The sequence below is a fragment of the Streptomyces sp. NPDC055506 genome (genome assembly GCF_053643595.1).
Map to the genome: position 1 here is coordinate 20,803 of NZ_JBSHKH010000067.1, position 23,125 is coordinate 43,927.

Genomic DNA, 23,125 nt, shown 5'->3' on the forward strand with positions numbered 1-23,125 from the left:
CGATGGCCGCCGAAAGTTTCGGTGGTGTAACCGATTGGCTTCGGAGGGGTGCGGAGACGCCCGTGCCGCCCGTCAATACGTCAACTTCCGGCCAGGGGTGCCGCCGTGCTGCTGCGCACCACCAGGCTCGTCGCCAGCTCGACCCGGGTCGCCGCCGGGGTGCCCTCCTCGCGGCCGAGGTCCAGGACCAGCTTGGCCGCCGCCTCGGCCATCTCCGTCAGCGGCTGCCGTACGGTCGTCAGCGGCGGCCCGACCAGGGGCGCCACCGGCAGGTCGTCGAACCCGACCACGCTCAGGTCCTCGGGGATGCGCAGCCCCAGTTCGCGCGCGGCCTCGTACAGCCCGAGTGCCTGGAGGTCGTTCCCGGCGAAGACGGCGGTCGGCCGGTCCGGGCGGCGCAGCAGCTCCAGGCCCCGCCGGTAGCCGGCCTCGTGATGGAAGTCGCCGTCCGCGATCAGCCCGGGGTCCACCGGCAGCCCGGCCGTCTCCAGGGCGGCCCGGTAGCCGTCGACCCGGGCGCGGCTGCACATCATCTGCGAGGGCCCGGTGATCGCGCCGATCCTGCGGTGCCCCAGCTCGACCAGGTGCCGGGTGGCCGCGAGACCGCCCTGCCAGTTGGTCGCGCCGATCGACGGCACGTCGGCGCCCGGGTCGCCCGCCGGGTCCATCACCACGAACGGGATGGAGCGGCTGGTCAGCAGCGCCCGCTGGGACGCGTCGAGCCCGGACAGCACCAGGACGACGCCGTGCGGGCGGCGCGCGGCGACCTGGTCGGCCCAGGTCCGCCCGGGGGTGAGCCGCCCGGCGCTCTCCGACAGCACCACGCTCAGCCCGGCGTCCCGGGCCACGTTCTCCACACCCCGGATGACCTCCATCGCCCAGGCGCTCTCCAACTCGTGGAAGACCAGGTCGATCAGGGGCGATCGGGTCGCCTCGGCGCGGCGGCGCCGGTAGCCGTGGGCGCGCAGCAGGTCCTCGACCCGGGCCCGGGTGGCGGGGGCGACATCGGCCCGGCCGTTCAGGACCTTCGAAACAGTCGGCGCCGACACACCGGCCTCGCGGGCGATCTCGGCGAGCGTCGCGGTCTGCGCGGTGCGCCCCTGCGTCCGGGTTTGCGTCCGGCTTTCAACGGGCTCCGGGGAAGTCATGGCGGCGATCGTAACCCTGCGGGCCCCCTTGACGAAGTCCTCTCGGCGCCATAGGTTCCCGGAACATTCGGAGTGCATAGCGAAACATTCGTGAATACGCTCGTGAGAAACGCTCCAGCACCGTTCGTGAGAGGGCCGTCCGTCCACCCGACAGGAGCTTCATGACCACCGCGCCCTGGCGTGACCCCGCGCTGCCCGCCGCCGTCCGCGTCGACGACCTGCTCTCCCGGATGACCCTGGAGGAGAAGACCGCCCAGCTGTACGGCGTGTGGGTGGGCGCCTCGACGGACGGCGACGGAGTCGCGCCCCATCAGCACGACATGACCGTCGACTACTCCGACGAGGCATGGGACGAGCTGATCACGCGCGGCCTGGGCCAGCTCACGCGCTCCTTCGGCACCGCCCCGGTGGACCCGGCGCTCGGCGTGCGTGCCCTGGCCCGCGCCCAGCGCCGTATCACCGAGGCCGGCCGCTTCGGCATCCCGGCGATCGCGCACGAGGAGTGCCTGGCCGGCTTCACCGCCTGGCAGGCCACGGCCTACCCGGTTCCGCTGGCCTGGGGCGCGACCTGGGATCCCCCGGTGGTCGAGGAGATGGCCCGCCGGATCGGCGACGACCTGCGCTCGGCCGGCGTCCACCAGGGCCTCGCGCCCGTACTGGACGTCGTACGCGATCCGCGCTGGGGCCGGGTGGAGGAGACCATCGGCGAGGACCCGTACCTGGTCGGCACGGTCGGCTCGGCCTATGTGCGGGGCCTGGAGTCGGCCGGGGTGGTCGCCACGCTCAAGCACTTCGCCGGGTACGCCTCCTCGGCGGGCGCCCGCAATCTGGCACCGGTGCGGGCCGGTGTCCGCGAGTTCGCGGACGTCACGCTCCCGCCCTTCGAGATGGCGCTGCGCGAGGGCGGGGCGCGCTCGGTGATGGCCGCCTACACCGAGCGGGACGGCGTCCCGGCCTCGGCGGACCCCGACCTGCTGACGGGGCTCCTGCGCGAGGAGTGGGGCTTCACCGGCACGGTCGTCGCCGACTACTTCGGCATCGGATTCCTGCAGACCCTGCACCGCGTCGCCGGCACCCCGGGCGAGGCGGCCCACGCGGCCCTGGAGGCCGGCATCGATGTCGAACTGCCCACCCTCAAGTGCTACGGCGATCCGCTGCCGGCCGCCGTCCGCGCGGGCCGGGTGCCCGAGGAACTCGTGGACCGCGCGGCCCGCCGCGTCCTGCTCCAGAAGTGCGAACTGGGCCTGCTGGAAGAGGACTGGACCCCGGAGCCGGCCACCGAGGTGAACCTGGACTCCACGGGCAACCGGATCCTGGCCCGTCGCCTGGCCGAGGAGTCGGTGGTGCTGCTCGACAACCCCGACGGCCTGCTCCCGCTGGCCCCCGACACCCGGATCGCGGTGGTCGGCCCCCGGGCCGCCGACGCCCTGGCCATGCTGGGCTGCTACTCCTTCCCGTCCCACGTCCTCACCCACCACCCCGAGGTGCCGACCGGCATCGAGATCCCGACCGTCCTCGACGCCCTGCGCACCGAACTCCCCGACGCCAAGGTGACGTTCGCGCAAGGGTGCGAGGTGACCGGCCCGGACACCTCGGGCTTCGAGGAGGCCGTCGCCCGCACCGCCGAGGCGGACGTGTGCGTGGCGGTCCTCGGCGACCGGGCGGGCCTGTTCGGCCGGGGCACCTCGGGCGAGGGCTGTGACGCGGCGGACCTCGGCCTGCCCGGCGCCCAGGGCGAGTTGCTGGACGCGCTGATCGCCACCGGGGTACCCGTGGTCCTGGTGCTGCTGACCGGCCGGCCGTACGCCCTCGGCCGCTGGCACGGACGCCTGGGAGCCGCCGTCCAGGCCTTCTTCCCGGGGGAGGAGGGCGGCCCGGCGGTCGCGGGCGTGCTGTCGGGCCGCGTGAACCCGTCGGGCCGGCTCCCCGTGAGCGTCCCGCAGGTACCGGGCGGCCAGCCCTGGACGTATCTCCAGCCGCCCCTCGGCCTCGCGGGCGAGGTCAGCAACCTCGACCCGACCCCGCTGTACGCCTTCGGCCACGGCCGCTCGTACACGACGTTCGCCTGGGAGGACGGCACGGGCGGGGAGGAGCCGGCCGAGATCGGCACGGACGGCTCGTACGACGTGTCGGTGACCGTCCGCAACACCGGCGAGCGCGAGGGCGCGGAGGTGGTGCAGCTGTATCTGCACGACCCGGTGGCGTCCGTGACCCGCCCGGACATGCGGCTGGTCGGCTACCAGCGGGTGACGGCGGCCCCGGGCGAGGCGGTCCGGGTGACGTTCCGCTTCCACGCGGACCTGTCGTCCTTCACCGACCGCGCGGGCCGCCGGGTGGTCGAGCCGGGCGCCCTGGAACTGCGGCTGGCGGCATCGAGCGCGGACGTACGGCACACCGCGCGCATCGCTCTCACGGGCCCGGTCCGGGTGCTCGGCACCGACCGGCGGCTGCGCTGCGACACGGAGGTCGGCGGCGTGGAGTGACCGGCCCGGTCAGTCCACGCCCAGCGACTCGAACCGCCACCGGTGCACCGCCCGGGTCACCAGCTCCCCGTCCGGCTCCGGCAGTTCCGGCAGCTCGGCATCGTAGGGGGCGTCCCACCAGGTGAGGACGAGGACCCGGTCCTGGGGAGCGCGCAGGGTCTCCCGGCGCAGCGGCTCGCGGGACAGCTCCTGGGCGCGTGCCCAGGCCAGCAGGTCCTCGCCGCGCCCGGCCACGGCCCGCGCCTCCCACATCAGGGCGACCGTCACGGGTAGAGGTTCTCCTTGCTGACCTCGTGCACATGGTCGTGGCCATGGTGGTGGTCGCCGGCGTGGTTGCCCGGCACATGAGGCTCCGTCACCGGCAGTGAGGAGTCGGCCGGCAGGTCCCAGCTCGACGCGGCCCGGTTCCGGGCGACCATCTCGGCGCCGAGGGCTGCGACCATCGCCCCGTTGTCCGTGCACAGCTTGGGCCGCGGTACCCGCAGCCGGATCCCGGCGGCCTCGCAGCGCTCCTGGGCGAGGGCGCGCAGCCGGGAGTTGGCGGCCACACCGCCGCCGATCATCAGATGGTCGACGCCCTCGTCCTTGCAGGCCCGGACGGCCTTGCGGGTCAGCACGTCCACGACCGCCTCCTGGAAGGAGGCCGACACGTCACGCACCGGGACCTCCTCCCCGACCGCCCGCTTGGCCTCGATCCAGCGGGCCACGGCCGTCTTCAGGCCCGAGAAGGAGAAGTCGTAGGCCGGATCGCGGGGGCCGGTCAAACCGCGCGGGAACGCGATGGCGTTCGGGTCGCCCTCCCGCGCGTACCGGTCGATGACCGGCCCGCCCGGGAAGCCCAGGTTCAGCACGCGTGCGATCTTGTCGAAGGCCTCGCCGGCCGCGTCGTCGATGGTCGCGCCCATCGGGCGGACGTCGGAGGTGATGTCCGAGGAGAGCAGCAGCGAGGAGTGGCCGCCGGAGACCAGCAGCGCCATGGTCGGCTCGGGCAGCGGGCCGTGCTCCAGCTGGTCCACGCAGATGTGCGAGGCGAGGTGGTTGACGCCGTACAGGGGCTTGCCGAGCGCGTACGCGTAGGCCTTCGCCGCCGAGACGCCGACCAGCAGGGCACCGGCGAGGCCGGGACCGGCCGTGACGGCGATGCCGTCGAGGTCGCGGGCGCTGACCCCCGCCTCCTTCAGCGCGCGGTCGATGGTGGGGACCATCGCCTCCAAGTGGGCGCGGCTCGCGACCTCCGGGACGACCCCGCCGAAGCGGGCGTGCTCGTCGACGCTGGAGGCGATGGCGTCGGCCAGCAGGGTGGTGCCGCGGACGATGCCGACGCCGGTCTCGTCGCAGGATGTCTCGATGCCCAGGACGAGCGGTTCGTCAGCCATTGATCTCGGTTCCTTGTACGGAAGTTGAAGGGTCGGTGAGTCGCATCACCAGGGCGTCCACGTTCCCGGGCTGGTAGTAGCCGCGGCGGAAGCCGATGGGCTCGAAGCCGAAGCGCTCGTAGAGCTTCTGCGCGCGGACGTTGTCGACGCGGCACTCCAGCATCACCTCGGCGCACTCGAAGGCCGTCGCCGCGCGCAGCAGCTCCGCCAGCAGCAGCCCGCCGAGGCCGGTGCCCCACAGGTCCCGGGCGACGGCGATGGTCTGGACGTCGCCCTGCTCACCAGTGGCGACCAGTCCGGCGTACCCGGTGATCCGCCCGCCGGCCTCGGCGACCACATACCGCCGGGTCGCCTCCGGCCCGCGCGAGTGGGCCAGTTCGGACCAGAACATGCCACGCGACCAGGCGTCCTCGGGGAACAGGTCCCGTTCCAGTTCCAGCACGGGGTCGATGTCCCACCAGCGCATCTCACGCAGCGCACACATCACGGGTTCGGTCACTTGGGGGTGACCACCTTGTAGTTCTTGGGGACCTGGGCATCCGGGCGGCGCAGATACAGCGGCCGGGGCGCGGGGAACTCCTCGCCCGCCGCCAGCTTCTCGGCGGCCAGCCGGGCGAGGGCGGCGGCGGACACGTGCTCCGGCTCGTGCGCCTTGGGGAAGGTGTCCGGGTAGAGCAGCGCGCCGGCGCCGACCGCGGGCAGGCCCTTGACCTGCTCGGCGATGTCGGCGGGCCGGTCGACGGCCGGGTCGGTGAGGCGGGTGCGGGAGTCGGCGTAGCGCGCCCAGTACACCTCCTTGCGGCGGGCGTCGGTGGCCACGACGAACGGGCCCCCGAGGTCGGCGGCGAAGGCGAGGCCGTCCAGCGTGCACAGACCGTGGACGGGGACGCCGAGCGCCAGCCCGAAGGTCTCGGCGGTCATCAGCCCGACCCGCAGCCCGGTGTACGGGCCCGGACCGATGCCGGCGACGATCCCGGTGACGGCGTCCAGCTTCAGACCGGCCTCGGCGAGCACCCGGTCGATCGCCGGCAGCAACAGTTCCCCGTGCCGCCGCGCGTCCACCTGGCTGGACGAGGCGATGACGTCGCGGCCGTCGTGCAGCGCGACGGTGACGGCGGGTGTGGCGGTATCCAGAGCGAGCAAGAGCACGCAAACAGCCTACGGCTCCTCGGGGCCCTAGTCGGACGTACCGCCGTCCGCCCGTCCTTCGCGAGCCGGGCACCGTCCGACACGGCCCCCGGCCCCGGCACGGCCGCACCTGCCGGGCCGTCACCTGCTGCTACCGTCACCTACCGTCACGGCAGGGACGTACGACGCGGAGGTGGCCGCCGGTGGCAGTCAGCAGCTCGGGAATCGTGGCCGGGCTCACCGCCGCGGCGCTCGCGACGGTCGGCTACCTGGCCTACCAGGCGTCGGCGACCGCCCCGGCCGGTCCCGGCAGGCCCCAGGCGGGCGCCTCGCCGAAGGCCGGCGCCTCGAAGGCACCCAGGGCGAAGAAGGACCCCTCCGCACTGCCCGCGGGCTCCGGCCAGGGCGCCCGGGTCGTGTACTCCCTGGGCGGCGACCGGGTCTGGCTGGTCGGCACGGACGAGGTGGTCACACGCACGTTCGAGGTCGACCCGAGCGCGGTGGATCCGGCCCCGGGCAGCTACTCGGTGACCTCCCGCTCGAACGCGATCACCGGCTCCGACGGCATCCCCGTCGAGCACGTCGTGCGCTTCACCAGCGTGGACGGCGTGGTCATCGGCTTCAGCGCGGCCGTGCCCGGCTCGACCGCCACCCCCGACCCGAAGGTCCGCACGGGCGGCATCCGCGAGTCACGCGTGAACGGCGACGCGATGTGGACGTTCGCGACGATCGGCCGCAAGGTCGTCGTGGTCCGCTAGGCCGCTTCGCGGTGTTGCGGGGCTCGCTCCGAGAACTCCGGCTCGGGAGCGCGCGGGGGTGTGGAGACCAGGGCCGCCGCCTCGCCGGCCATCAGCAGGTCGCGCATGGACACCCCGGCGACCGCGAACGGCTGCGGCTGCCCCTTGCTCTCTGTAGCCGACATGGACGCCTCCCGAAGGGCCGGGGCAACGAAGTTAGGTTCACCTAACTACGGACTGGATACCATGTGACCACGCACAAGACGCCGAACGCAACATCTTGCCGACGTCTTGTCGGAACGTTCATCAAAAGACCGCACACCACGACGTACCCGGATCAGGACGTACCCGGCTCACGAACTCACGCGGCGAGCACGCTCAGGTCCGCCGATGCCCAGCGTTCGCCCACTCCGGTGATCGTCATCTGCCGGACCTCGTCGGTCGTGTCGCCCACCGCGCGGTGGATGACGACCTGGAGCCGGTCCTCGGTCAGCTCCTCGACCTTGCCCTCGCCCCACTCCACGACCATCACGGACTCGGGCAGCGAGACATCGAGGTCGAGGTCCTCCATCTCGTCGAGACCGCCGGAGAGCCGGTAGGCGTCGACATGGACCAGCGGCGGCCCGTCGCCCAGCGAGGGATGCACGCGGGCGATCACGAAGGTCGGCGAGGTGACGGCCCCGCGCACACCGAGCCCCTCCCCCAGCCCACGGGTCAGTGTCGTCTTGCCCGCGCCGAGCTCTCCGCTGAGCATCACCAGGTCACCCGCGCGCAGCAGTTTCGCGAGCCGGCGGCCCAGCTCCCGCATCTGCTCGGGGGACGTGACGGTGATCTGGACGGATCCGGGCTCAGCCGGGCTGTGCGGTGCTGGTGCTTCCATAGCCCTTCACGGTAGCCCCTGCGGGCACGGCACCCGTGCGGGTGAGCAGGTCGGCGAGGCGGTCGGTGACCACTTCCGGGTGCTCCAGCATGACCAGATGCCCGGCGTCCGGCACCAGCACCAGCTCGGCGTCCGGCAGCAGATCGGCGATCGCCTCGCTGTGCTCACTCGGCGTGACCAGGTCCTGCACTCCGGCCAGGACGAGCACCGGCATGTCGGCGAAGCACCCGAGCGCCTCGGTCTTGTCGTGGTCGTTGAACGCCGGGTAGTACTCGGCGACCACGTCGATCGGTGTGCTCTCGATCATCCGCTCGGCGAACCGGGCGACGGCCGGATCGACGTCCCGGGACGCGAAGGAGTACCGCTTGATGATCCCGGCGAACAGGTCCGCGGTGGCCCGGCGCCCCTTCTCCACCAGGTCGGCCCGCTGCCCCAGTGCCTTCAGCACACCGGGCAGCACCCGCCGCACCGCGTTGACCCCGGCGACCGGAAGCCCGTAGTTGACCTCGCCGAGCCGCCCCGACGACGTCCCCACGAAGGCGACCCCGACGACCCGCTCGCTGATCAGCTCGGGGTACTGGTCGGCCAGCGCCATCATCGTCATGCCGCCCATCGAGTGGCCGACCAGCACGATCGGCCCCTCGGGGGCGGCCGCGTCGATGACGGCCTTGAGGTCGCGGCCCAGCTGCTCGATGGTGACCGGCTCGTCGTCCCGCCCCTGCGCCACGCCCCGCGCGGACCGGCCGTGGCTGCGCTGGTCCCAGTGCACGGTCCGGACGACGCCGCGCAGCGCGGCCCGCTGGAAGTGCCAGGAGTCCTGGCTCAGGCAGTAGCCGTGGCTGAAGACGACGGTGACGGGAGCGGGTGCCTTGCGGCCGAAGAGCCGTCGGCGGCGCGGGCCGATCGCGGCGGGCGCTGCCTCCGGGTCGATGTCGTCGACCTCGTAGTACAGCTCCGTGCCGTCGTCGGCGAACGCCTTGCCGGGCATGCCGCGCAGCGAGCCGTAGGGTCCCGCCGAGTCCAGGGCGAGCCGGGCCTTCTGGCGCATGCCCCGGCCGACCGTCATCCGTTCCAGGGCGACACCGGCGGCCGCGCCCGCGGCCACCACGCCTATCGCGACGCCCGCGATGCCGGTCGCCCGGCGCCAGCCTCCCGCCGCCCCCGCGGCGGAGGCCGCGACGGCCGCGGAGGCTGCGTTCGCGACGGCCTCCGCACTGCTCTCGCTCACGTACCGCTCCTCTTCGCCGGGTTGCTGATCAGGTGACTTGCTGGGTCGGATGGTGCTGGTGTTGCCAGAGTGCCCGTTGTTTCTCGCGTGACGGCCACCCTGTGCGAGTTACCCGTCCTGTTCCTCATTCACATAGACGCGAGGAACGCGCGTTCCGATCCGCGTCACGATCTCGTATGCGATGGTTCCGGCCGCCTGGGCCCAGTCCTCGGCGGTGGGCTCGCCGCGGTCCCCGGGTCCGAAGAGCACCGCCTCGGCGCCCGCCGCGGGCGTGTCGCCGCCCAGATCCACCACGAACTGGTCCATGGCGACCCGTCCCGCGATCGTGCGCCACTTGCCCTCGACCAGGACCGGTCCGGCGGAGGAGGCGTGCCGAGGGATGCCGTCCGCGTAGCCCAGCGGGACGAGGCCGAGGGTGGTCTCGCCGGGGGTCACGTACCGGTGGCCGTAGCTGACCCCGTGCCCGCCCGGTACGTGCTTGACCAGGGCGAGCGAGGCGGACAGCGTCATCACCGGGCGCAGCCCGAAGTCGGCCGGGGTGCCGAGCTCGGGGCTGGGCGAGATGCCGTAGGTGGCGATGCCGGTGCGGACCAGGTCGAAGTGGCTCTCGGGGAGGGTGAGCGTGGCCGGCGAGTTGGCGATGTGCCGGACCTCGGGCCGGGCGCCCCGCTCCTCGGCGTACGCGACCATCTCCCGGAACAGGGCGAGCTGGGCGGCGATGGAGGGATGGCCGGGCTCGTCGGCGCAGGCGAGGTGCGACCACAGTCCCGTGATGCGCAGGAGTCCCTCGGCCTCGGCGCGCAGGGCCGCCTGGACGAGTCCGGCCCAGTCGTCACCGGGCTGGCAGCCGTTGCGCCCGAGGCCGGTGTCGGCCTTGAGCTGCACCCGCGCGGGCCGACCGGCGAGCCGGGCCGCAGCGGTGACCTCGTCCAGGGCCCACATCGCGCTGACGGACACGTCGAGGTCGGCCTCGATCGCCTCGCGCCAGGGCCCGCCGGGCGTCCACAGCCAGCACATGACGCGGCCGGGCAGCCCAGCGGCCCGCAGGGCGAGGGCCTCCTCGGGCGTGGCGGTGCCCAGCCAGTCCGCCCCGGCGGCGACGGCGGCACGCGCGCACGGCACAGCCCCGTGGCCGTACGCCTCGGACTTCACCACGGCCATCAGGGCCGCGCCCGGCGCGTGGGCACGCAGGGCCCGCACATTGGCCCGCAGGGCGGCCAGGTCGATCTCGGCGCGGGCCCGCGAGGGCGCGGTCCGCGGGGCTGTTCTCTCGCTCATCGCGAACAGTGTCTCAGAGCGGCCTGACACTCCAGGGGCAGCGGCTCCCTCGGTAGGTCGCCTCCGCACCCGACATCACCGCTCAGCCCCATCCCAGCCGGTCCGGCGCTTGAGGACGAGGCCGTTCAGGCCGAAAGCGGGGGCCTGGGGGCGGCAGCCCCCAGATACGGGACGGGAAGGGGCGGAGGGGGCGACCCACCACCACAGCAGCCCTCACCCGCCCGCACACAGACCACTCCCTCAGCCGATGACATTCCGCCACGCCACCGGAACCGCGTCCGCCACATCATGCGCCCCCACCGGCGCCCCATCCGCCGCCAGCCTCCCGGCGAGCCCATGCACATACGCCCCGACACTCCCCGCGTCCACCGCACAGAGCCCCGCCGCCAGCAACGACCCCGCCAGCCCCGACAACACGTCCCCGCTCCCCGCCGTGGCCAGCCAGGACGTCCCCGTCGGATTCACCCGCACCGCCCCGCCCCCCGAGTCGGCGACCAGCGTCGTGGACCCCTTCAGCAGCACGGTCGCCCCGTACCGCCCCGCCAGCTCCCGCACCGCCGCCAGCCGGGCCCCCTCGACCTCACCCCGCTCCACGCCGAGCAGCGCCGCGGCCTCCCCCGCATGCGGCGTCATCAGCGTCGGCGCCCGCCGCGCTCGTACGGCCGTCGCGTCGGCCAGTCGCAGCCCGTCCGCGTCGATCAGCACCGGCACGTCCGCCGCCAGCACCTCCCCCACCGTCGCCGCGTCGTCCCCGGCCCCCGGCCCCACGACCCACGCCTGCACCCGCCCGGCGTGCTTCGGCCCCTGGTCCGACACGAGCGTCTCGGGAAACCGCGCGATGACGGCGTCCCCGGCCGGCCCGACGTAGCGCACCGCACCGGCCCCGCCGCGCAGCGCTCCCGAGACGGCGAGTACGGCGGCGCCCGGGTAGCGCGCGGACCCGGCGGCGATCCCGACGACACCCCTCCGGTACTTGTCGCTCTCGGCCCGGGGCACCGGCAGCAGCCGCGCCACGTCCGCGTGCTGCAACGCCTCCAGCTCCGGCTCGACCGGCAGCTCGAGGCCGATGTCGACCAGCCGCACCGAACCGGCGTACTCCCGCGCCGGATCGATCAGCAGGCCCGGCTTGTGCGTCCCGAACGTCACCGTCAGATCGGCCCGGACCGCGACGCCGCGCACCTGCCCGGTGTCGACATCGACCCCGCTCGGCAGATCGACGGCGACCACGGCGCCCCGCGCCCGCCCGGCGGCGGCGGCCAGCGGCACGGCGTCCGGCCGCAGCCCGCCCTTCCCGCCGATCCCGACGATGCCGTCGAGGACCAGATCCGCCCGCTCGATCAACTCCTCGACGGAAGCGCCGCCCACGGCCCCACCGGCTTCCACGACCCGCCCACCGGCCCGCCGCAACGCCGCGAGCCCCGCCGCGTGCGCTCGCTCCGGCGCGAGCAGCACGGCGGTGACCCCGGCGCCGCGCCGGGCCAGCCGGGCCCCGGCGAACAGCGCGTCACCGCCGTTGTCACCGCTCCCGACCAGCAGCACGACCCGGCTGCCGTACACCCGCCCGAGCAGATCGGCGCAGGCGGCGGCGAGCCCGGCGGCGGCGCGTTGCATCAGCGCCCCCTCCGGCAGCCGCGCCATCAGCTCCCGTTCGGCGGTCCTGACCGTCTCCACGCTGTACGCACTCCGCATGCGGTCGAGTTTCCCGTACGACCGCCCGGCCACTCCCGCACAAGTCGCGCGACCACGAACCGTGTCGCCACCCGCGCGCCTCCGCACCGTCCAACTCCCCGCCACGTCACACCCATTGACGCTTTGCCGCCCCTTTGCCAGACTCACCGGCCGTGCCGCGCAGAAAGCGCTTGCACACCCCCCACGTCCGACGAAACCGAGGCCCCCATGGGACGCAGATCCGCCTTCCTGGCCGCCGCCGGCGCCACCGCCCTCCTCACTGCGGCCGGCACCCTGACCGCCCCCGCCACGGCCGCCCCCACGCGAGCACTGGCCTGCGGAGACGGCTCCTACCAGGCCGAGGCCGTGCAGAACGGCGGCAACTGGACCGCCCGGCGCGGCAGCAGCACGGTCTACACCGGCACCGACATGCGCGCGGCGGTCCAGGCGGCCGTCAACAGCCTCACCGCGGGCCGCACTTCCAAGGAGCGGGTCGTGGTCCGCGGCTCGGGTTCGATATCGGCGGGCTCGCGCATTTCCCTCCCGAGCTACACCGTCCTCGACGTCTGCGGCACCATCGACGTCACCGGCAGCGGCTCGGGCGACCAGGCACCGGTCTACTCCCGCGGCACCCGCGACATCGAGGTGCAGAACCTCAAGCTCACCGGCGCCCCGCTCTACGGCATCTTCCTGCGCAACGTCCAGAACGCGGTGCTCGGCCAGATCGACATGCGTCTCTCCCGCGGCCTGGGCGTCCGTATCGACAACCGCGGCGACACCAGCCAGTGGACGCGCAACGTCCGCATCGACAACGTCTACGTCTCCGGCGCGTCCAGCCACGCCGTCGAGACCTACGGCGTCGACGGCCTCACCATCGGCACGGTCACCGCCCGCAACGTGGGAGAGTCCGGCCTGCTGCTCAACCAGACCATCAACGCCAACGTCACCAAGGTCGACGCGGAGAACGCCGGCACCGGCACCGGCTACGCCGCCTTCCGCATGGCCAACCGCAACGGCCGGGTCGGCAGCGGCTACCCGACCAACATCCGCGTCGGCGAGGTCATCGCACGCGGCGGCGGACGTGGCGTGTTCTGCGTCTCGGAGAGCGGCGGGGCGACGATCAACAAGGTGACGCTCTCCGGCACCGGCAACAACTCGGTCCTGATCGAGAACTGCTACAACGTCAATCTGGCGGCCCAGAGCGGCACGATCACGGGCGGCGGCGAACTGCGCCTGGCCGCCCGCTCGGAGTTCCCGAACAACAAGGACATCACCGTCCAGAACCTGACGGTCACCAACTCGGCCATCAGGGAAAGCCCGTGCGGCGAGAACACGACGTTCCGCAACATCACACGGGTGAACACCAGCCAGTCGATCTGCTGAAGCCCGCCGGCTGAGCCCTCGCCCTCACCCGGCGGGGGCTTCGTCACTCAGGCGGCTCAGCGCCCGCATGGCATCGCGTTCGACGCGCGCGATGCCGAAGAGGATGCCGCCCGCCCGGACGAGGCACTCCTCATCGCCCGACTCGCCGGCTTCGCTGATCAGAGCGGCGACATCGGACCACAGGCCGGCCGCCTCGGCGTAGAGCCGGTGCCCGGTCCACAGAGGGCCACTGTCGAGCAACTCGGCGCACTCGGCCAGGAAGTCGCGGTAGAGGTTGCGGAACAGGGCTCCGCCGGTGCCGGCCCGTTCCATCAGGAGGGCGGCCTGCGGCAGGTCGCGCCGCGGTTCGTCGGTGCGTCCGAGCCAGGTGGGTACGAGCTTCCCGGCCTTCTCGATGCCCCGGTGGCCGAGGTTGGCGATGGGCGGGGCGAGGAAGGCGTCCGCGCAGGCACGGATGGCGGGGACGATCCGGTCCCGCAGAACAGGCGGCTTCTTGGGAACGGTGAGGGTGAAGGACCGGTGCCGGGCGGTCATCGGCCCGCGTGCGGCCCTGGCCCGGGCGAGACCATCGAGACCGGTGGACACGGCGCCGCCCTGCTGCACGGTGTCCACCAGGTGGGCATCCCGCTCGTCGTAGCCGTACAGGGCGACGACATGGCCGCCGAAGTGCACCTTCGAGGTGAAGTAGTCCAGGTGGTAGCTGTCGAGTTGCAGCCCGACGGGACGCCCGGTGTCGATGGCCGCCGCCACGTTCTCCCACCCCTTGCGGGCGGACCCGGTCTCCCGCACCACGAGCTCCAGATCGAGCCTGTCGGCCAGGTTCCTGGTGAGCTCGAAGGGCTTGACCCGCCCGCCGAGGAACGGGAAGTCCATGTTCTTGCTGTCCCAGTAGACGAAGGACAGACCTGCGCCGAGACCGAAGAGCATGGGCTCGGAGAGATCGAGTCCCTGGTGCCGCAGCAGCACTCCGAGAGCTGTGGTCTCGCAGTGCTGTCCGCCGCGGGTGTCGACGCCTTTCACCGTGGACATGCCGTGCCCTCCTGGAAGTTCGCTATGATCGACGTACGATTTGAACTCGTTCAAAAAGGGGAGGCCAGACCATGGCCGGATCCACCGCCTCCACGGCGACCGACTCACCCGCCACCGCCCTCGGCCCCACGGCACTCGTCCTCGGCACCTTCTCAGCCGTGGGCGCGTGGGCCTTCCTGATTCCCTGGTCGATGCTGGCCGGGGCGCTGGCTGTCACCTTCGGCGCGATGGGCATGCACTACGCCCGCAAGGGCACGGGCCGCCTGTGGACCGCGGCGGCGGGCACGGCGCTGGGCGCGGCGGGCTTCATCGGCACGGTCACGCTTGTGTGGGCCATGTCCTGACCGTTCCCGCCCTCGGGTCACCCCTCCGCGATCACCACCGCCGAGGCCACCCCCGCGTCGTGACTGAGCGACACATGCCAGGACCGCACCCCGAGTTCGGCGGCCCGCGCGGCCACGCTCCCGCTCACCCGGAGGCGGGGCCGCCCACTGTCCTCCACATAGACCTCCGCGTCGGTCCAGAGCAGCCCGGCCGGAGCCCCGAGCGCCTTGGCCAACGCCTCCTTGGCGGCGAACCGCGCGGCCAGCGAGGCGACCCCACGCCGTTCCCCACTGGGCAGCAGCAACTCCCCCTCCACGAACAGCCGCCCGGCCATCGCGGGCGTCCGCTCCAGCGACGCCGCGAACCGGTCGATCTCCGCCACGTCGATCCCCACACCGATGATGCTCATGCCGAGCACCCTACGGTCAGCGCCCGCCCACTTCGGCCGGTCCGCTCCCGGCGATTCCATGCGGCGGCACACGGCATTTCGGCTCGCAAATCTCCACCGCATCACCGCAGACCACACACATGACCCATCCTTCATTTTCGTTCGCAGAAATGAAGGTCGAGGGCACGGCAAGTCTGGTACGGTCCGGTTCCGGATCAGGGACGTGCGACCACACGACCCGAACTCCGCCACAGCACGGCGAGTTGGGCCGACTTCGTAGCACCTCTGCCGCCTCCGGCAAGTGGATCTAGGGCGACAAGGTCTCCATCCACCGGTACGTCCACACCGACAAGGCGACCATCAAGCTCATCGAGCAGGACGGTCCCGACCCCGACGACGTCATCGGCACACACACCGTGAGCAGCGGCAGCGGCACGCTGAAGTTCACCAACGGCGCCGACTACACGCTGAAGTACAGGTGGGGCCACTCCTGACCGGCTGACCACTGACCGGCCGGTGAAGGGGCGAACGGCACTCAGCCGTTCGCCCCTCTCCTCACCGCGCCGTCCTCACTCCACCGTCACCGATTTCGCCAGGTTCCGGGGCTGGTCCACGTCGTTGCCCCGGGCCGTCGCCAGCTCGCAGGCGAACACCTGCAGCGGCACGGTCGCCACCATCGGCTGAAGCAGCGTCGGGGTGACCGGGATCCGGATCAGGTGATCCGCATACGGCACCACGGCCTCGTCCCCCTCCTCCGCGATGACGATCGTCCGAGCCCCTCGCGCCCGGATCTCCTGGATGTTGGACACGATCTTGTCGTACAGCACGGACCGCCCCCGCGGCGACGGCACAACGACGACCACGGGCAGGTCCTCCTCGATCAGGGCGATCGGACCGTGCTTCAGCTCCCCCGCCGCGAACCCCTCGGCGTGCATGTACGCCAGTTCCTTGAGCTTCAGCGCGCCCTCCAGCGCCACCGGATACCCCACGTGCCGCCCGAGGAACAGCACCGTGTTCTTCGAGGCGAGCGTGCGCGCGAGCTCCCGAACCGGCTCCATCGTCCCGAGGACCTTCTCCACCGCGCCGGCGATCGAGGACAGGTCCCGGATCACCGCCCGGATCTCGTCGCCCCACTTGGTGCCCCGCACCTGCCCCAGGTACAGGGCGACCAGGTAGCACGCCACGAGCTGTGTCAGGAACGCCTTCGTCGAGGCCACGGCGACCTCCGGACCGGCGTGCGTGTACAGCACCGCGTCGGACTCGCGCGGGATCGTCGAGCCGTTGGTGTTGCAGATGGCCAGGACCTTGGCGCCCTGCTCACGGGCGTGCCGCAGCGCCATCAGCGTGTCCATGGTCTCGCCGGACTGCGAGATGGCGATGACCAGGGTCTGCGCGTCCAGGATCGGATCCCGGTACCGGAACTCGCTGGCCAGCTCCACCTCGCACGGAATGCGCGTCCAGTGCTCGATGGCGTACTTGGCGATCATCCCGGCGTGGAAGGCCGTGCCGCACGCGACGATGACGACCTTGTCGATCTCCCGCAGCACCCCCTGGGGGATCCGCACCTCGTCCAGGGTCAGCGACCCGGAGCCGTCGATCCGTCCCAGCAGCGTGTCGGCGACCGCCTTGGGCTGCTCGGCGATCTCCTTGAGCATGAAGTAGTCGTAGCCGCCCTTCTCCGCGGCCGACGCGTCCCAGTCGACGTGGTACGACCGGACCTCGGCCGGGCTGCCGTCGAAGCCGGTCACCGTCACTCCGTCCCGGCGCAGCTCCACCACCTGGTCCTGCCCCAGCTCGATCGCCGACCGCGTATGGGCGATGAACGCGGCGACGTCCGAGGCGAGAAAGGCCTCGCCCTCTCCGACACCCACCACGAGCGGCGAGTTCCGCCGTGCGCCCACGACCACGTCCGGCTCGTCGGCGTGCACCGCGACCAGCGTGAACGCGCCCTCCAGCCGTCGGCACACCAGCCGCATCGCCTCGGCGAGATCCGCGCAGGACGAGAACTCCTCGGCGAGCAGATGCGCTACGACCTCGGTGTCCGTCTCGGAGCCCAGTTCGTGGCCCCGCTCCTCCAACTCGGCCCGCAGCAGGGCGAAGTTCTCGATGATGCCGTTGTGCACGACGGCGACCCGGCCCGCGTTGTCGAGGTGCGGGTGGGCGTTGGAGTCCGTCGGGCCGCCGTGCGTGGCCCACCGGGTGTGCCCGATGCCCGTCGTGCCGGTCGGCAGCGGCCGGCCGTCCAGTTCCTTCTCCAGATTGAGGAGCTTCCCGGCCTTCTTCGCCGCCGCCAGCCCGCCATCGGCCAGCACGGCGACACCCGCCGAGTCGTACCCCCGGTACTCCAGCCGCTTCAGCCCGGCCATCACGACCTCGAGCGCGGACTGCGGCCCCACGTATCCCACGATTCCACACATGGGCGGCAGCTTAGGGTCGATTCCGATGCCGAACAGGCCGTTGCGTGCCCGAATTCGGAAATTCCCACCGGGGTACGAAGGCCCGGATCAGACCTTCGCCCGATAGGCCCTCATGGCCAGCGGATAGAACACGAGGGCGATCCCCGCCGCCCAGACCAGGGACCACAGCACCGGCTCCGCCACCGCCCCGCCGAGCAGCAGCCCGCGGAAGGCGTCGGACAGATGCGTGACCGGATTGACGTCGCTCCACGCCTGCAGCCAGCCGGGCATGGTGTCGACGACGACGAACGCGCTGCTGGTGAAGGTGATCGGGAAGATGAGCGTGAAGGCGAACGCCTGCACCTTCTCCGCGTCGCCCGCCAGCATCCCGATCAGCACCGCGCTCCAGGACACGGCCGCGGCGAACACCACCACCAGCAGCGTCCCGAGCAGGAACCCGCCGAATCCGCCGGTGATCCGGAAGCCGAGCGCCAGACCGAGGCCGATCATCAGCACCAGCGCCCAGACGTGCTTGGCGAGGTCCGCGGTGATCCGCCCGATCAGCGGCGCGGAACGCGCGATCGGCAGACTGCGCAGCCGGTCGAAGACGCCCTTGGTGAGGTCGGTGTTGAGCGCCATCGCCGTGTACATCGTCATGAACAGGGTGTTCTGCACGATGATCCCGGGCAGCGCGTACTTCAGATACGCCTCGGGCGACCCGGCCATCTGCCCGCCCAGCACGTAGGTGAAGAGGAACACGAACATGATCGGCGTGATGCTGTAGTCGACCAGTTCGAGCGGGTTGTGCTTGACGGCGACCAGACTCCGCCAGGCCATCGTGAAGGTCTGCCGCATCCCGGCGAGCGGCGGCACCCGGCCCGACGTGGTGACCGGCGCGGTCAGTGTGGTGGCGGTCATGACCGGCTCACCGCCTTCTCCAGCCCGTCTTCGTCACGGGCGGTCTCTCCGTCCTCATGGACGGCGGCCCCGCCGTCCTCCTCGGGTTCGCCCGGCTCGGCGCGGTGTCCGGTCAGGGCGAGGAAGACCTCGTCGAGCGAGGAGCGGCGCAGGGCCAGCTCCCCCACCGCGATCCCCTCCCGGTCCAGCGCGCGCACCACGGCCGGCATCAGCTCGGGGTCCTTCACCGGGGCGGTGACCATCTCGCCCTCGATCCGGGCCTGCGGCCCGGCGGCCCCGGCCACCAGCGCGTGCGCCCGCGCGAGGTCCTGCCCGACGATCGGCCGCAGCTCCAGCACCTGCCCGCCGACCTGCGCCTTCAGCCGGTCCGGGGTGCCCTCGGCGATCACCCGGCCCTTGTCGATCACCACGATGTCGTCGGCGAGCACATCGGCCTCGTTCAGATACTGCGTGGTCAGCAGCGCGGTGGCCCCGTCCGCGACCAGGCCGCGCAGCAGATCCCACAGCTCACCCCGGCTGTGTGGATCGAGCCCCGTGGTCGGCTCGTCCAGGAAGAGGATGCTGGGCCGCCCGACCAGACTGGCCGCGAGGTCCAGGCGCCGGCGCATGCCACCCGAGAAGGTCTTCGCGGCCCGCCCGGCCGCGTGCGTCAGCTGGAACCGCTCCAGCAGCTCACCCGCCCGCGCCTTCGCCTCCCGCCGCGGCAGACCCAGCAGTCGGCCGATGAGCAGCAGGTTCTCCGTGCCGGTCAGATTCTCGTCCACCGCCGCGTACTGCCCGGTCAGCCCGACCAGGGAGCGGACCACCCCGGCCTCCCGGACCACGTCATGGCCGGCCACCCGGGCCCTGCCCCCGTCCGGGCGCAGCAGTGTCGCGAAGATCCGCACCGCGGTCGTCTTCCCGGCACCGTTGGGCCCCAGCAGCCCGAGCACCGTGCCCTTGCGGGCCGCCAGGTCGACACCGGCCAGCGCCTCGGTCTCCTTGAACCGTTTGACCAGGCCTTCCGCCTCTATCGCATACGTCATGGGTACCCCCAGGCGTTCGCGGACCCCGGACCGGGCCCACTCCTCCCACAACTGTGACGCACGCCACTGACATTCCGCCTGTGTCAGTTTTTCTCCGCGCAAAGGAGGGCGAACAGCGGCGAATACCCCGCGTGACGGATCCCACCTCACCGTCCGTTCGTACGCCCGTAACAATGGACTGTGATCTCTCCGGTCTCCTCGATGCCCCGGAGCGCCCACCGGCAGCGGCCGGAGGCGACTCCCTACGTCGACCTCACCCGAACCGAGTGGAGCGCGCTGCGTGACAAGACGCCGCTGCCGCTCACGGCCGAGGAGGTCGAGAAGCTGCGCGGTCTCGGCGATGTCATCGACCTCGACGAGGTGCGGGACATCTACCTCCCGCTGTCCAGACTCCTCAACCTCTACGTCGGCGCCACCGACGGCCTCAGAGGCGCCCTGAACACCTTCCTGGGCGAACAGGGCTCCCAGTCCGGCACCCCGTTCGTCATAGGAGTCGCCGGCTCGGTCGCGGTCGGCAAGTCCACGGTCGCCCGCCTCCTCCAGGCCCTGCTCTCCCGCTGGCCGGAACACCCGCGCGTCGAGCTGGTCACCACCGACGGCTTCCTGCTGCCCACCAAGGAGCTCCAGGCCCGCGGCCTGATGTCACGGAAGGGCTTCCCGGAGTCCTACGACCGCCGCGCCCTGACCCGCTTCGTCGCCGACATCAAGGCCGGCAAGGACGAGGTCACGGCCCCGGTCTACTCCCACCTCATCTACGACATCGTCCCGGACCAGAAGCTCACGGTCCGCCGCCCCGACATCCTGATCGTCGAGGGCCTGAACGTCCTCCAGCCCGCCCTGCCCGGCAAGGACGGTCGCACCCGGGTCGGTCTCGCCGACTACTTCGACTTCAGCGTGTACGTCGACGCCCGCGTCGAGGACGTCGAGAGCTGGTACCTCAACCGCTTCCGCAAGCTGCGCGCGACCGCCTTCCAGAACCCGTCCTCGTACTTCCGCAAGTACACCCAGGTCTCGGAGGAGGAGGCCCTCGACTACGCGCAGACGATGTGGCGCACGATCAACCGGCCCAACCTGGTCGAGAACATCGCCCCCACCCGGGGCCGGGCCACCCTCGTCGTGCGCAAGGGCCCCGACCACAAAGTGCAGCGGCTCAGCCTGCGCAAGCTGTGACGCCCGTGGAAAAGGCCGGTTAGATGGTCGCCATGCTCCATCTGCGCCTGATCACACCGTCCGAGAAGACCGACGAAGTGGTGCTGCTGATCGAGAAGACGGTCGGCACCACCCACCTCGTGGTGCTGCCGGACACCGCACGCAACCCCGCCGGGGACGTCGTCATGTGCGACGTGGCCCGCGAGGCGGGCGACGAACTCCTCACCGGCCTGCGGGAACTGGGCATCGACACCACCGGCTCCATCGCCGTCGAGACGATCGACCTGTCCCTGTCGGAGCGGGCCGAGAAGGCCGAGGCCGACGCTCCGGGCGAGGGCGCGGACGCGGTCCTGTGGGAGCACCTGAGCGACGCCACGCACGAGGAGTCGACGCTCTCGGTCACCTACCTGGCCTTCATCACGCTGGCCACGATGATCGCGGCCTGCGGAGTGGTCCTGGACAACGCGATCCTGATCGTGGGCGCGATGGCCGTGGGCCCGGAGTTCGGCCCGCTCGCCGGCCTCTGCACGGCGATCGTCCGGCGCAGATCGCGCCTGGCCCTGCGCTCGCTGACCGCGCTGCTGGTGGGCTTCGCGGTGGCGATGGCGGTGACGGTGGCCTTCAGCCTCTTCATGGAAGCGGTCGGCCTGTTCAGCGAGGAACAACTGTCGGCCGACCGCCCGAACACCGGCTTCATCTACGCCCCCGACTGGTTCTCCTTCGTCGTGGCGGTCCTGGCCGGCATCGCCGGCACCCTCTCCCTGACCTCGGCGAAGTCCGGCGCCCTGGTGGGCGTAGCCATCTCGGTGACCACGATCCCGGCCGCGGCGAACGCGGCGGTAGCCCTCAGCTACGGCGACACCACCCAGACCTGGGGCTCCACCCAGCAACTCCTGCTGAACCTCTTGGGCATCATCGTCGCCGGCACGGCAACGCTACTGACCCAGAAATGGCTCTGGTCCAAACAACGTAAGCAGGTAGACGTCCTGTAGGGGCAGCGTCCCTAGGGGCGCGGGGAACTGCGCGACAAGCCACAACGAACCGAAAGCCCGCGAACAAGAGCAGCCCCCACCCCGAACCGCAAACGCCAACTACCCGAGCGCGGACTTCACCGCATCAGCCAGCCGCCCCGCCACAGCCCGAGCCTGCTCGATATCAGCCGCCTCCACCATCACCCGAACCAACGGCTCGGTCCCGGACGGCCGAAGCAGAACCCGCCCCGTAGCCCCAAGCTCCGCCTCCGCGTCAGCAACCGCCACCGACAACTCCGCGGACGACCCCACCCGGGTCCGGTCGACATCCGGCACATTGATCAGCACCTGCGGCAACCGCTCCATGACAGACGCCAGCTCCCGCAACGACCGCCCGCTCCCGGCGACCCGCGCCGCCAGCAGCAGCCCCGTCAGCGTCCCGTCGCCCGTCGTCGCATGGTCGAGGATGATCACATGCCCGGACTGCTCGCCCCCGAGGGCGAACCCGTGCTCCTTCATCTCCTCCAGCACATACCGGTCACCGACAGCGGTCTGCACCAGCCGGATGCCCTCACGCTCCATGGCCAGCTTGAACCCGAGGTTGGACATCACCGTCGCGACCACCGTCTCGGACCGCAGAACGGAGCGCTCCCGCATCGCCAGCGCGAGCACGGCCAGGATCTGGTCGCCGTCCACCTCCGCACCGGTGTGGTCGACGGCGAGGCACCGGTCGGCGTCACCGTCGTGCGCGATGCCCAGGTCCGCCCCGTGCTCGACGACGGCGGCCTTGATCTTGTCCAGGTGCGTGGAGCCGCACCCGTCGTTGATGTTGAGCCCATCCGGCTCGGCCCCGATGGTGACGACCTCGGCACCGGCCCGCTGGAACGCCTCGGGCGAGACCCGGGCGGCGGCGCCGTGCGCCTCGTCGAGGACGACCTTCAGCCCGTCGATCCGGTTGGGCAGGGCGCCCAGCAGATGCTCGACGTACCGGTCGAAGCCCTCCCCGTACTCCCGGACGCGGCCCACCCCGGCCCCGGTCGGCCGCTCCCACGGGGCGCCTGTGCGGTGCTCCTCGTAGACGGACTCGATCCGGTCCTCCAGCTCGTCGGCGAGCTTGTGCCCGCCGCGGGCGAAGAACTTGATGCCGTTGTCGGGCATGGCGTTGTGGCTCGCGGAGAGCATCACACCGAGGTCGGCGCCGAGCTCCCCGGTCAGGTACGCCACCGCCGGGGTCGGCAGCACGCCGACCCGCAGGACGTCCACACCGGCGCTGGCGAGGCCCGCGACCACGGCGGCTTCCAGGAACTCCCCGGACGCGCGCGGGTCGCGCCCGACGACCGCGGTCGGGCGGTGCCCCTCGAAGGTGCCCGCCTCGGCCAGTACGTGCGCCGCGGCCACGGAGAGGCCCAGGGCCATCTCCGCGGTCAGATCCGCGTTGGCGACACCGCGCACGCCGTCAGTGCCGAAGAGTCGTCCCACTGTGGTGTCCTCCGTATTGCTGTGAGAGTGCGGCTCACATCCCCGAGCGCTTCCCTGGAAAAGCCCTGACGTACATCCCTGAGACTGTCCGGGTGCGGTAGGGGTTGTGTAAACGAACCGCCCCGGCGGCACCATTC

22 protein-coding genes are annotated in these 23,125 nt (G+C 71.9%); 6 read left to right on the plus strand and 16 right to left on the minus strand.

Translation table 11 applies throughout. From position 1 onward, the window contains the following. Positions 1 to 80 precede the first annotated feature (80 nt). Entirely contained in the window at positions 81 to 1,148 is a 1,068-nt protein-coding gene (locus ACWIF2_RS24200; protein ID WP_454362712.1) for a LacI family DNA-binding transcriptional regulator, read from the minus strand. A 161-nt stretch (positions 1,149 to 1,309) separates the two neighbouring features. Between ACWIF2_RS24200 and ACWIF2_RS24205 the strand changes: the two genes are divergently transcribed. Then, entirely contained in the window at positions 1,310 to 3,631 is a 2,322-nt protein-coding gene (locus ACWIF2_RS24205; protein WP_454362713.1) for a beta-xylosidase/alpha-l-arabinosidase, read from the plus strand. A gap of 9 nt (positions 3,632 to 3,640) precedes the next feature. Here ACWIF2_RS24205 and ACWIF2_RS24210 read toward each other — a convergent pair whose 3' ends face one another. The 4 genes from ACWIF2_RS24210 to tsaB are packed head-to-tail and all read right to left on the minus strand — an operon-like array spanning position 3,641 to position 6,156. Further along, a complete protein-coding gene (locus tag ACWIF2_RS24210) occupies positions 3,641 to 3,898 on the minus strand; it encodes a hypothetical protein (RefSeq protein WP_391098961.1) in 258 nt (85 codons plus the stop codon). Continuing rightward, positions 3,895 to 5,007: a tRNA (adenosine(37)-N6)-threonylcarbamoyltransferase complex transferase subunit TsaD gene (tsaD, locus tag ACWIF2_RS24215; RefSeq protein WP_454362714.1), complete on the minus strand. Its 1,113-nt coding sequence runs from the start codon at positions 5,005 to 5,007 to the stop codon at positions 3,895 to 3,897. The genes ACWIF2_RS24210 and tsaD overlap by 4 nt, the downstream gene beginning before the upstream one ends. Beyond that, the gene (gene rimI, locus ACWIF2_RS24220; RefSeq protein WP_454362715.1) at positions 5,000 to 5,506 is read right to left on the minus strand and encodes a ribosomal protein S18-alanine N-acetyltransferase; all 507 of its coding nucleotides are present in this window, start codon (positions 5,504 to 5,506) and stop codon (positions 5,000 to 5,002) included. Before rimI ends, tsaD begins: the two co-directional genes overlap by 8 nt. Next, the gene (tsaB, locus tag ACWIF2_RS24225) at positions 5,503 to 6,156 is read right to left on the minus strand and encodes a tRNA (adenosine(37)-N6)-threonylcarbamoyltransferase complex dimerization subunit type 1 TsaB (RefSeq protein WP_382489416.1); all 654 of its coding nucleotides are present in this window, start codon (positions 6,154 to 6,156) and stop codon (positions 5,503 to 5,505) included. The genes rimI and tsaB overlap by 4 nt, the downstream gene beginning before the upstream one ends. A gap of 182 nt (positions 6,157 to 6,338) precedes the next feature. On the opposite strand from tsaB, the gene ACWIF2_RS24230 reads away from it, so the two are divergent. Further along, positions 6,339 to 6,893 (plus strand): hypothetical protein, encoded by a 555-nt coding sequence (locus ACWIF2_RS24230; RefSeq protein ID WP_454362716.1) that lies wholly within the window; start codon positions 6,339 to 6,341, stop codon positions 6,891 to 6,893. On the opposite strand, the gene ACWIF2_RS24235 is transcribed toward ACWIF2_RS24230, so the two are convergent. From ACWIF2_RS24235 to ACWIF2_RS24255, 5 genes are all read right to left on the minus strand, one after another. Next, positions 6,890 to 7,057 carry a hypothetical protein gene (locus ACWIF2_RS24235; protein WP_454362717.1) on the minus strand — a complete coding sequence of 56 codons (168 nt, stop codon included), beginning with the start codon at positions 7,055 to 7,057 and terminating at the stop codon, positions 6,890 to 6,892. The genes ACWIF2_RS24230 and ACWIF2_RS24235 overlap by 4 nt on opposite strands. Positions 7,058 to 7,233: 176 nt before the next feature. After that, the gene (gene tsaE, locus ACWIF2_RS24240; RefSeq protein WP_391098934.1) at positions 7,234 to 7,752 is read right to left on the minus strand and encodes a tRNA (adenosine(37)-N6)-threonylcarbamoyltransferase complex ATPase subunit type 1 TsaE; all 519 of its coding nucleotides are present in this window, start codon (positions 7,750 to 7,752) and stop codon (positions 7,234 to 7,236) included. After that, the gene (locus ACWIF2_RS24245; protein WP_454362718.1) at positions 7,721 to 8,980 is read right to left on the minus strand and encodes an alpha/beta fold hydrolase; all 1,260 of its coding nucleotides are present in this window, start codon (positions 8,978 to 8,980) and stop codon (positions 7,721 to 7,723) included. Before ACWIF2_RS24245 ends, tsaE begins: the two co-directional genes overlap by 32 nt. A gap of 108 nt (positions 8,981 to 9,088) precedes the next feature. Further along, a complete protein-coding gene (gene alr, locus ACWIF2_RS24250) occupies positions 9,089 to 10,258 on the minus strand; it encodes an alanine racemase (protein ID WP_454362719.1) in 1,170 nt (389 codons plus the stop codon). A gap of 240 nt (positions 10,259 to 10,498) precedes the next feature. Continuing rightward, positions 10,499 to 11,947 (minus strand): NAD(P)H-hydrate dehydratase, encoded by a 1,449-nt coding sequence (locus ACWIF2_RS24255; protein ID WP_454362720.1) that lies wholly within the window; start codon positions 11,945 to 11,947, stop codon positions 10,499 to 10,501. A gap of 207 nt (positions 11,948 to 12,154) precedes the next feature. On the opposite strand from ACWIF2_RS24255, the gene ACWIF2_RS24260 reads away from it, so the two are divergent. Next, the gene (locus ACWIF2_RS24260; RefSeq protein ID WP_454362721.1) at positions 12,155 to 13,309 is read left to right on the plus strand and encodes a hypothetical protein; all 1,155 of its coding nucleotides are present in this window, start codon (positions 12,155 to 12,157) and stop codon (positions 13,307 to 13,309) included. Between the two features lie 24 nt (positions 13,310 to 13,333). On the opposite strand, the gene ACWIF2_RS24265 is transcribed toward ACWIF2_RS24260, so the two are convergent. After that, positions 13,334 to 14,338: a BtrH N-terminal domain-containing protein gene (locus ACWIF2_RS24265; RefSeq protein WP_454362722.1), complete on the minus strand. Its 1,005-nt coding sequence runs from the start codon at positions 14,336 to 14,338 to the stop codon at positions 13,334 to 13,336. 71 nt (positions 14,339 to 14,409) lie between these two features. Between ACWIF2_RS24265 and ACWIF2_RS24270 the strand changes: the two genes are divergently transcribed. Further along, a complete protein-coding gene (locus ACWIF2_RS24270) occupies positions 14,410 to 14,682 on the plus strand; it encodes a hypothetical protein (RefSeq protein ID WP_454362723.1) in 273 nt (90 codons plus the stop codon). 17 nt (positions 14,683 to 14,699) lie between these two features. Here the strand turns inward: ACWIF2_RS24270 and ACWIF2_RS24275 are convergent, their stop codons facing one another. The 4 genes from ACWIF2_RS24275 to ACWIF2_RS24290 all read right to left on the minus strand — a co-directional run bounded on the left by ACWIF2_RS24275 (position 14,700) and on the right by ACWIF2_RS24290 (position 19,389). Beyond that, the gene (locus ACWIF2_RS24275; RefSeq protein ID WP_382489395.1) at positions 14,700 to 15,071 is read right to left on the minus strand and encodes a holo-ACP synthase; all 372 of its coding nucleotides are present in this window, start codon (positions 15,069 to 15,071) and stop codon (positions 14,700 to 14,702) included. A gap of 548 nt (positions 15,072 to 15,619) precedes the next feature. Then, positions 15,620 to 17,467 (minus strand): glutamine--fructose-6-phosphate transaminase (isomerizing), encoded by a 1,848-nt coding sequence (gene glmS / locus ACWIF2_RS24280; protein ID WP_454362724.1) that lies wholly within the window; start codon positions 17,465 to 17,467, stop codon positions 15,620 to 15,622. 87 nt (positions 17,468 to 17,554) lie between these two features. Further along, positions 17,555 to 18,364: an ABC transporter permease gene (locus ACWIF2_RS24285; RefSeq protein ID WP_454362725.1), complete on the minus strand. Its 810-nt coding sequence runs from the start codon at positions 18,362 to 18,364 to the stop codon at positions 17,555 to 17,557. Further along, entirely contained in the window at positions 18,361 to 19,389 is a 1,029-nt protein-coding gene (locus tag ACWIF2_RS24290; RefSeq protein ID WP_454362726.1) for an ATP-binding cassette domain-containing protein, read from the minus strand. Before ACWIF2_RS24290 ends, ACWIF2_RS24285 begins: the two co-directional genes overlap by 4 nt. Positions 19,390 to 19,590: 201 nt before the next feature. On the opposite strand from ACWIF2_RS24290, the gene coaA reads away from it, so the two are divergent. Both coaA and ACWIF2_RS24300 read left to right on the plus strand, forming a co-directional pair. Next, positions 19,591 to 20,559 carry a type I pantothenate kinase gene (gene coaA / locus ACWIF2_RS24295; RefSeq protein ID WP_454362730.1) on the plus strand — a complete coding sequence of 323 codons (969 nt, stop codon included), beginning with the start codon at positions 19,591 to 19,593 and terminating at the stop codon, positions 20,557 to 20,559. Between the two features lie 32 nt (positions 20,560 to 20,591). Beyond that, a complete protein-coding gene (locus ACWIF2_RS24300; protein ID WP_454362727.1) occupies positions 20,592 to 21,530 on the plus strand; it encodes a DUF389 domain-containing protein in 939 nt (312 codons plus the stop codon). 99 nt (positions 21,531 to 21,629) lie between these two features. Here ACWIF2_RS24300 and glmM read toward each other — a convergent pair whose 3' ends face one another. Then, positions 21,630 to 22,988 (minus strand): phosphoglucosamine mutase, encoded by a 1,359-nt coding sequence (gene glmM, locus ACWIF2_RS24305; protein WP_454362728.1) that lies wholly within the window; start codon positions 22,986 to 22,988, stop codon positions 21,630 to 21,632. Positions 22,989 to 23,125: the final 137 nt, after the last annotated feature.

Bases quoted from the DNA above. Each gene is read 5' to 3' on its own strand.
- ACWIF2_RS24235 (WP_454362717.1), bottom strand. From the start codon at position 7,057: ATGTCGGCTACAGAGAGCAAGGGGCAGCCGCAGCCGTTCGCGGTCGCC.
- coaA (WP_454362730.1), top strand. From the start codon at position 19,591: ATGCCCCGGAGCGCCCACCGGCAGCGGCCGGAGGCGACTCCCTACGTC.
- ACWIF2_RS24255 (WP_454362720.1), bottom strand. From the start codon at position 11,947: ATGCGGAGTGCGTACAGCGTGGAGACGGTCAGGACCGCCGAACGGGAG.
- ACWIF2_RS24205 (WP_454362713.1), top strand. From the start codon at position 1,310: ATGACCACCGCGCCCTGGCGTGACCCCGCGCTGCCCGCCGCCGTCCGC.
- ACWIF2_RS24290 (WP_454362726.1), bottom strand. From the start codon at position 19,389: ATGACGTATGCGATAGAGGCGGAAGGCCTGGTCAAACGGTTCAAGGAG.
- ACWIF2_RS24260 (WP_454362721.1), top strand. From the start codon at position 12,155: ATGGGACGCAGATCCGCCTTCCTGGCCGCCGCCGGCGCCACCGCCCTC.
- ACWIF2_RS24285 (WP_454362725.1), bottom strand. From the start codon at position 18,364: ATGACCGCCACCACACTGACCGCGCCGGTCACCACGTCGGGCCGGGTG.
- ACWIF2_RS24270 (WP_454362723.1), top strand. From the start codon at position 14,410: ATGGCCGGATCCACCGCCTCCACGGCGACCGACTCACCCGCCACCGCC.
- tsaD (WP_454362714.1), bottom strand. From the start codon at position 5,007: ATGGCTGACGAACCGCTCGTCCTGGGCATCGAGACATCCTGCGACGAG.
- ACWIF2_RS24275 (WP_382489395.1), bottom strand. From the start codon at position 15,071: ATGAGCATCATCGGTGTGGGGATCGACGTGGCGGAGATCGACCGGTTC.
- ACWIF2_RS24265 (WP_454362722.1), bottom strand. From the start codon at position 14,338: ATGTCCACGGTGAAAGGCGTCGACACCCGCGGCGGACAGCACTGCGAG.
- glmS (WP_454362724.1), bottom strand. From the start codon at position 17,467: ATGTGTGGAATCGTGGGATACGTGGGGCCGCAGTCCGCGCTCGAGGTC.
- tsaE (WP_391098934.1), bottom strand. From the start codon at position 7,752: ATGGAAGCACCAGCACCGCACAGCCCGGCTGAGCCCGGATCCGTCCAG.
- alr (WP_454362719.1), bottom strand. From the start codon at position 10,258: ATGAGCGAGAGAACAGCCCCGCGGACCGCGCCCTCGCGGGCCCGCGCC.
- ACWIF2_RS24300 (WP_454362727.1), top strand. From the start codon at position 20,592: ATGCTCCATCTGCGCCTGATCACACCGTCCGAGAAGACCGACGAAGTG.
- ACWIF2_RS24200 (WP_454362712.1), bottom strand. From the start codon at position 1,148: ATGACTTCCCCGGAGCCCGTTGAAAGCCGGACGCAAACCCGGACGCAG.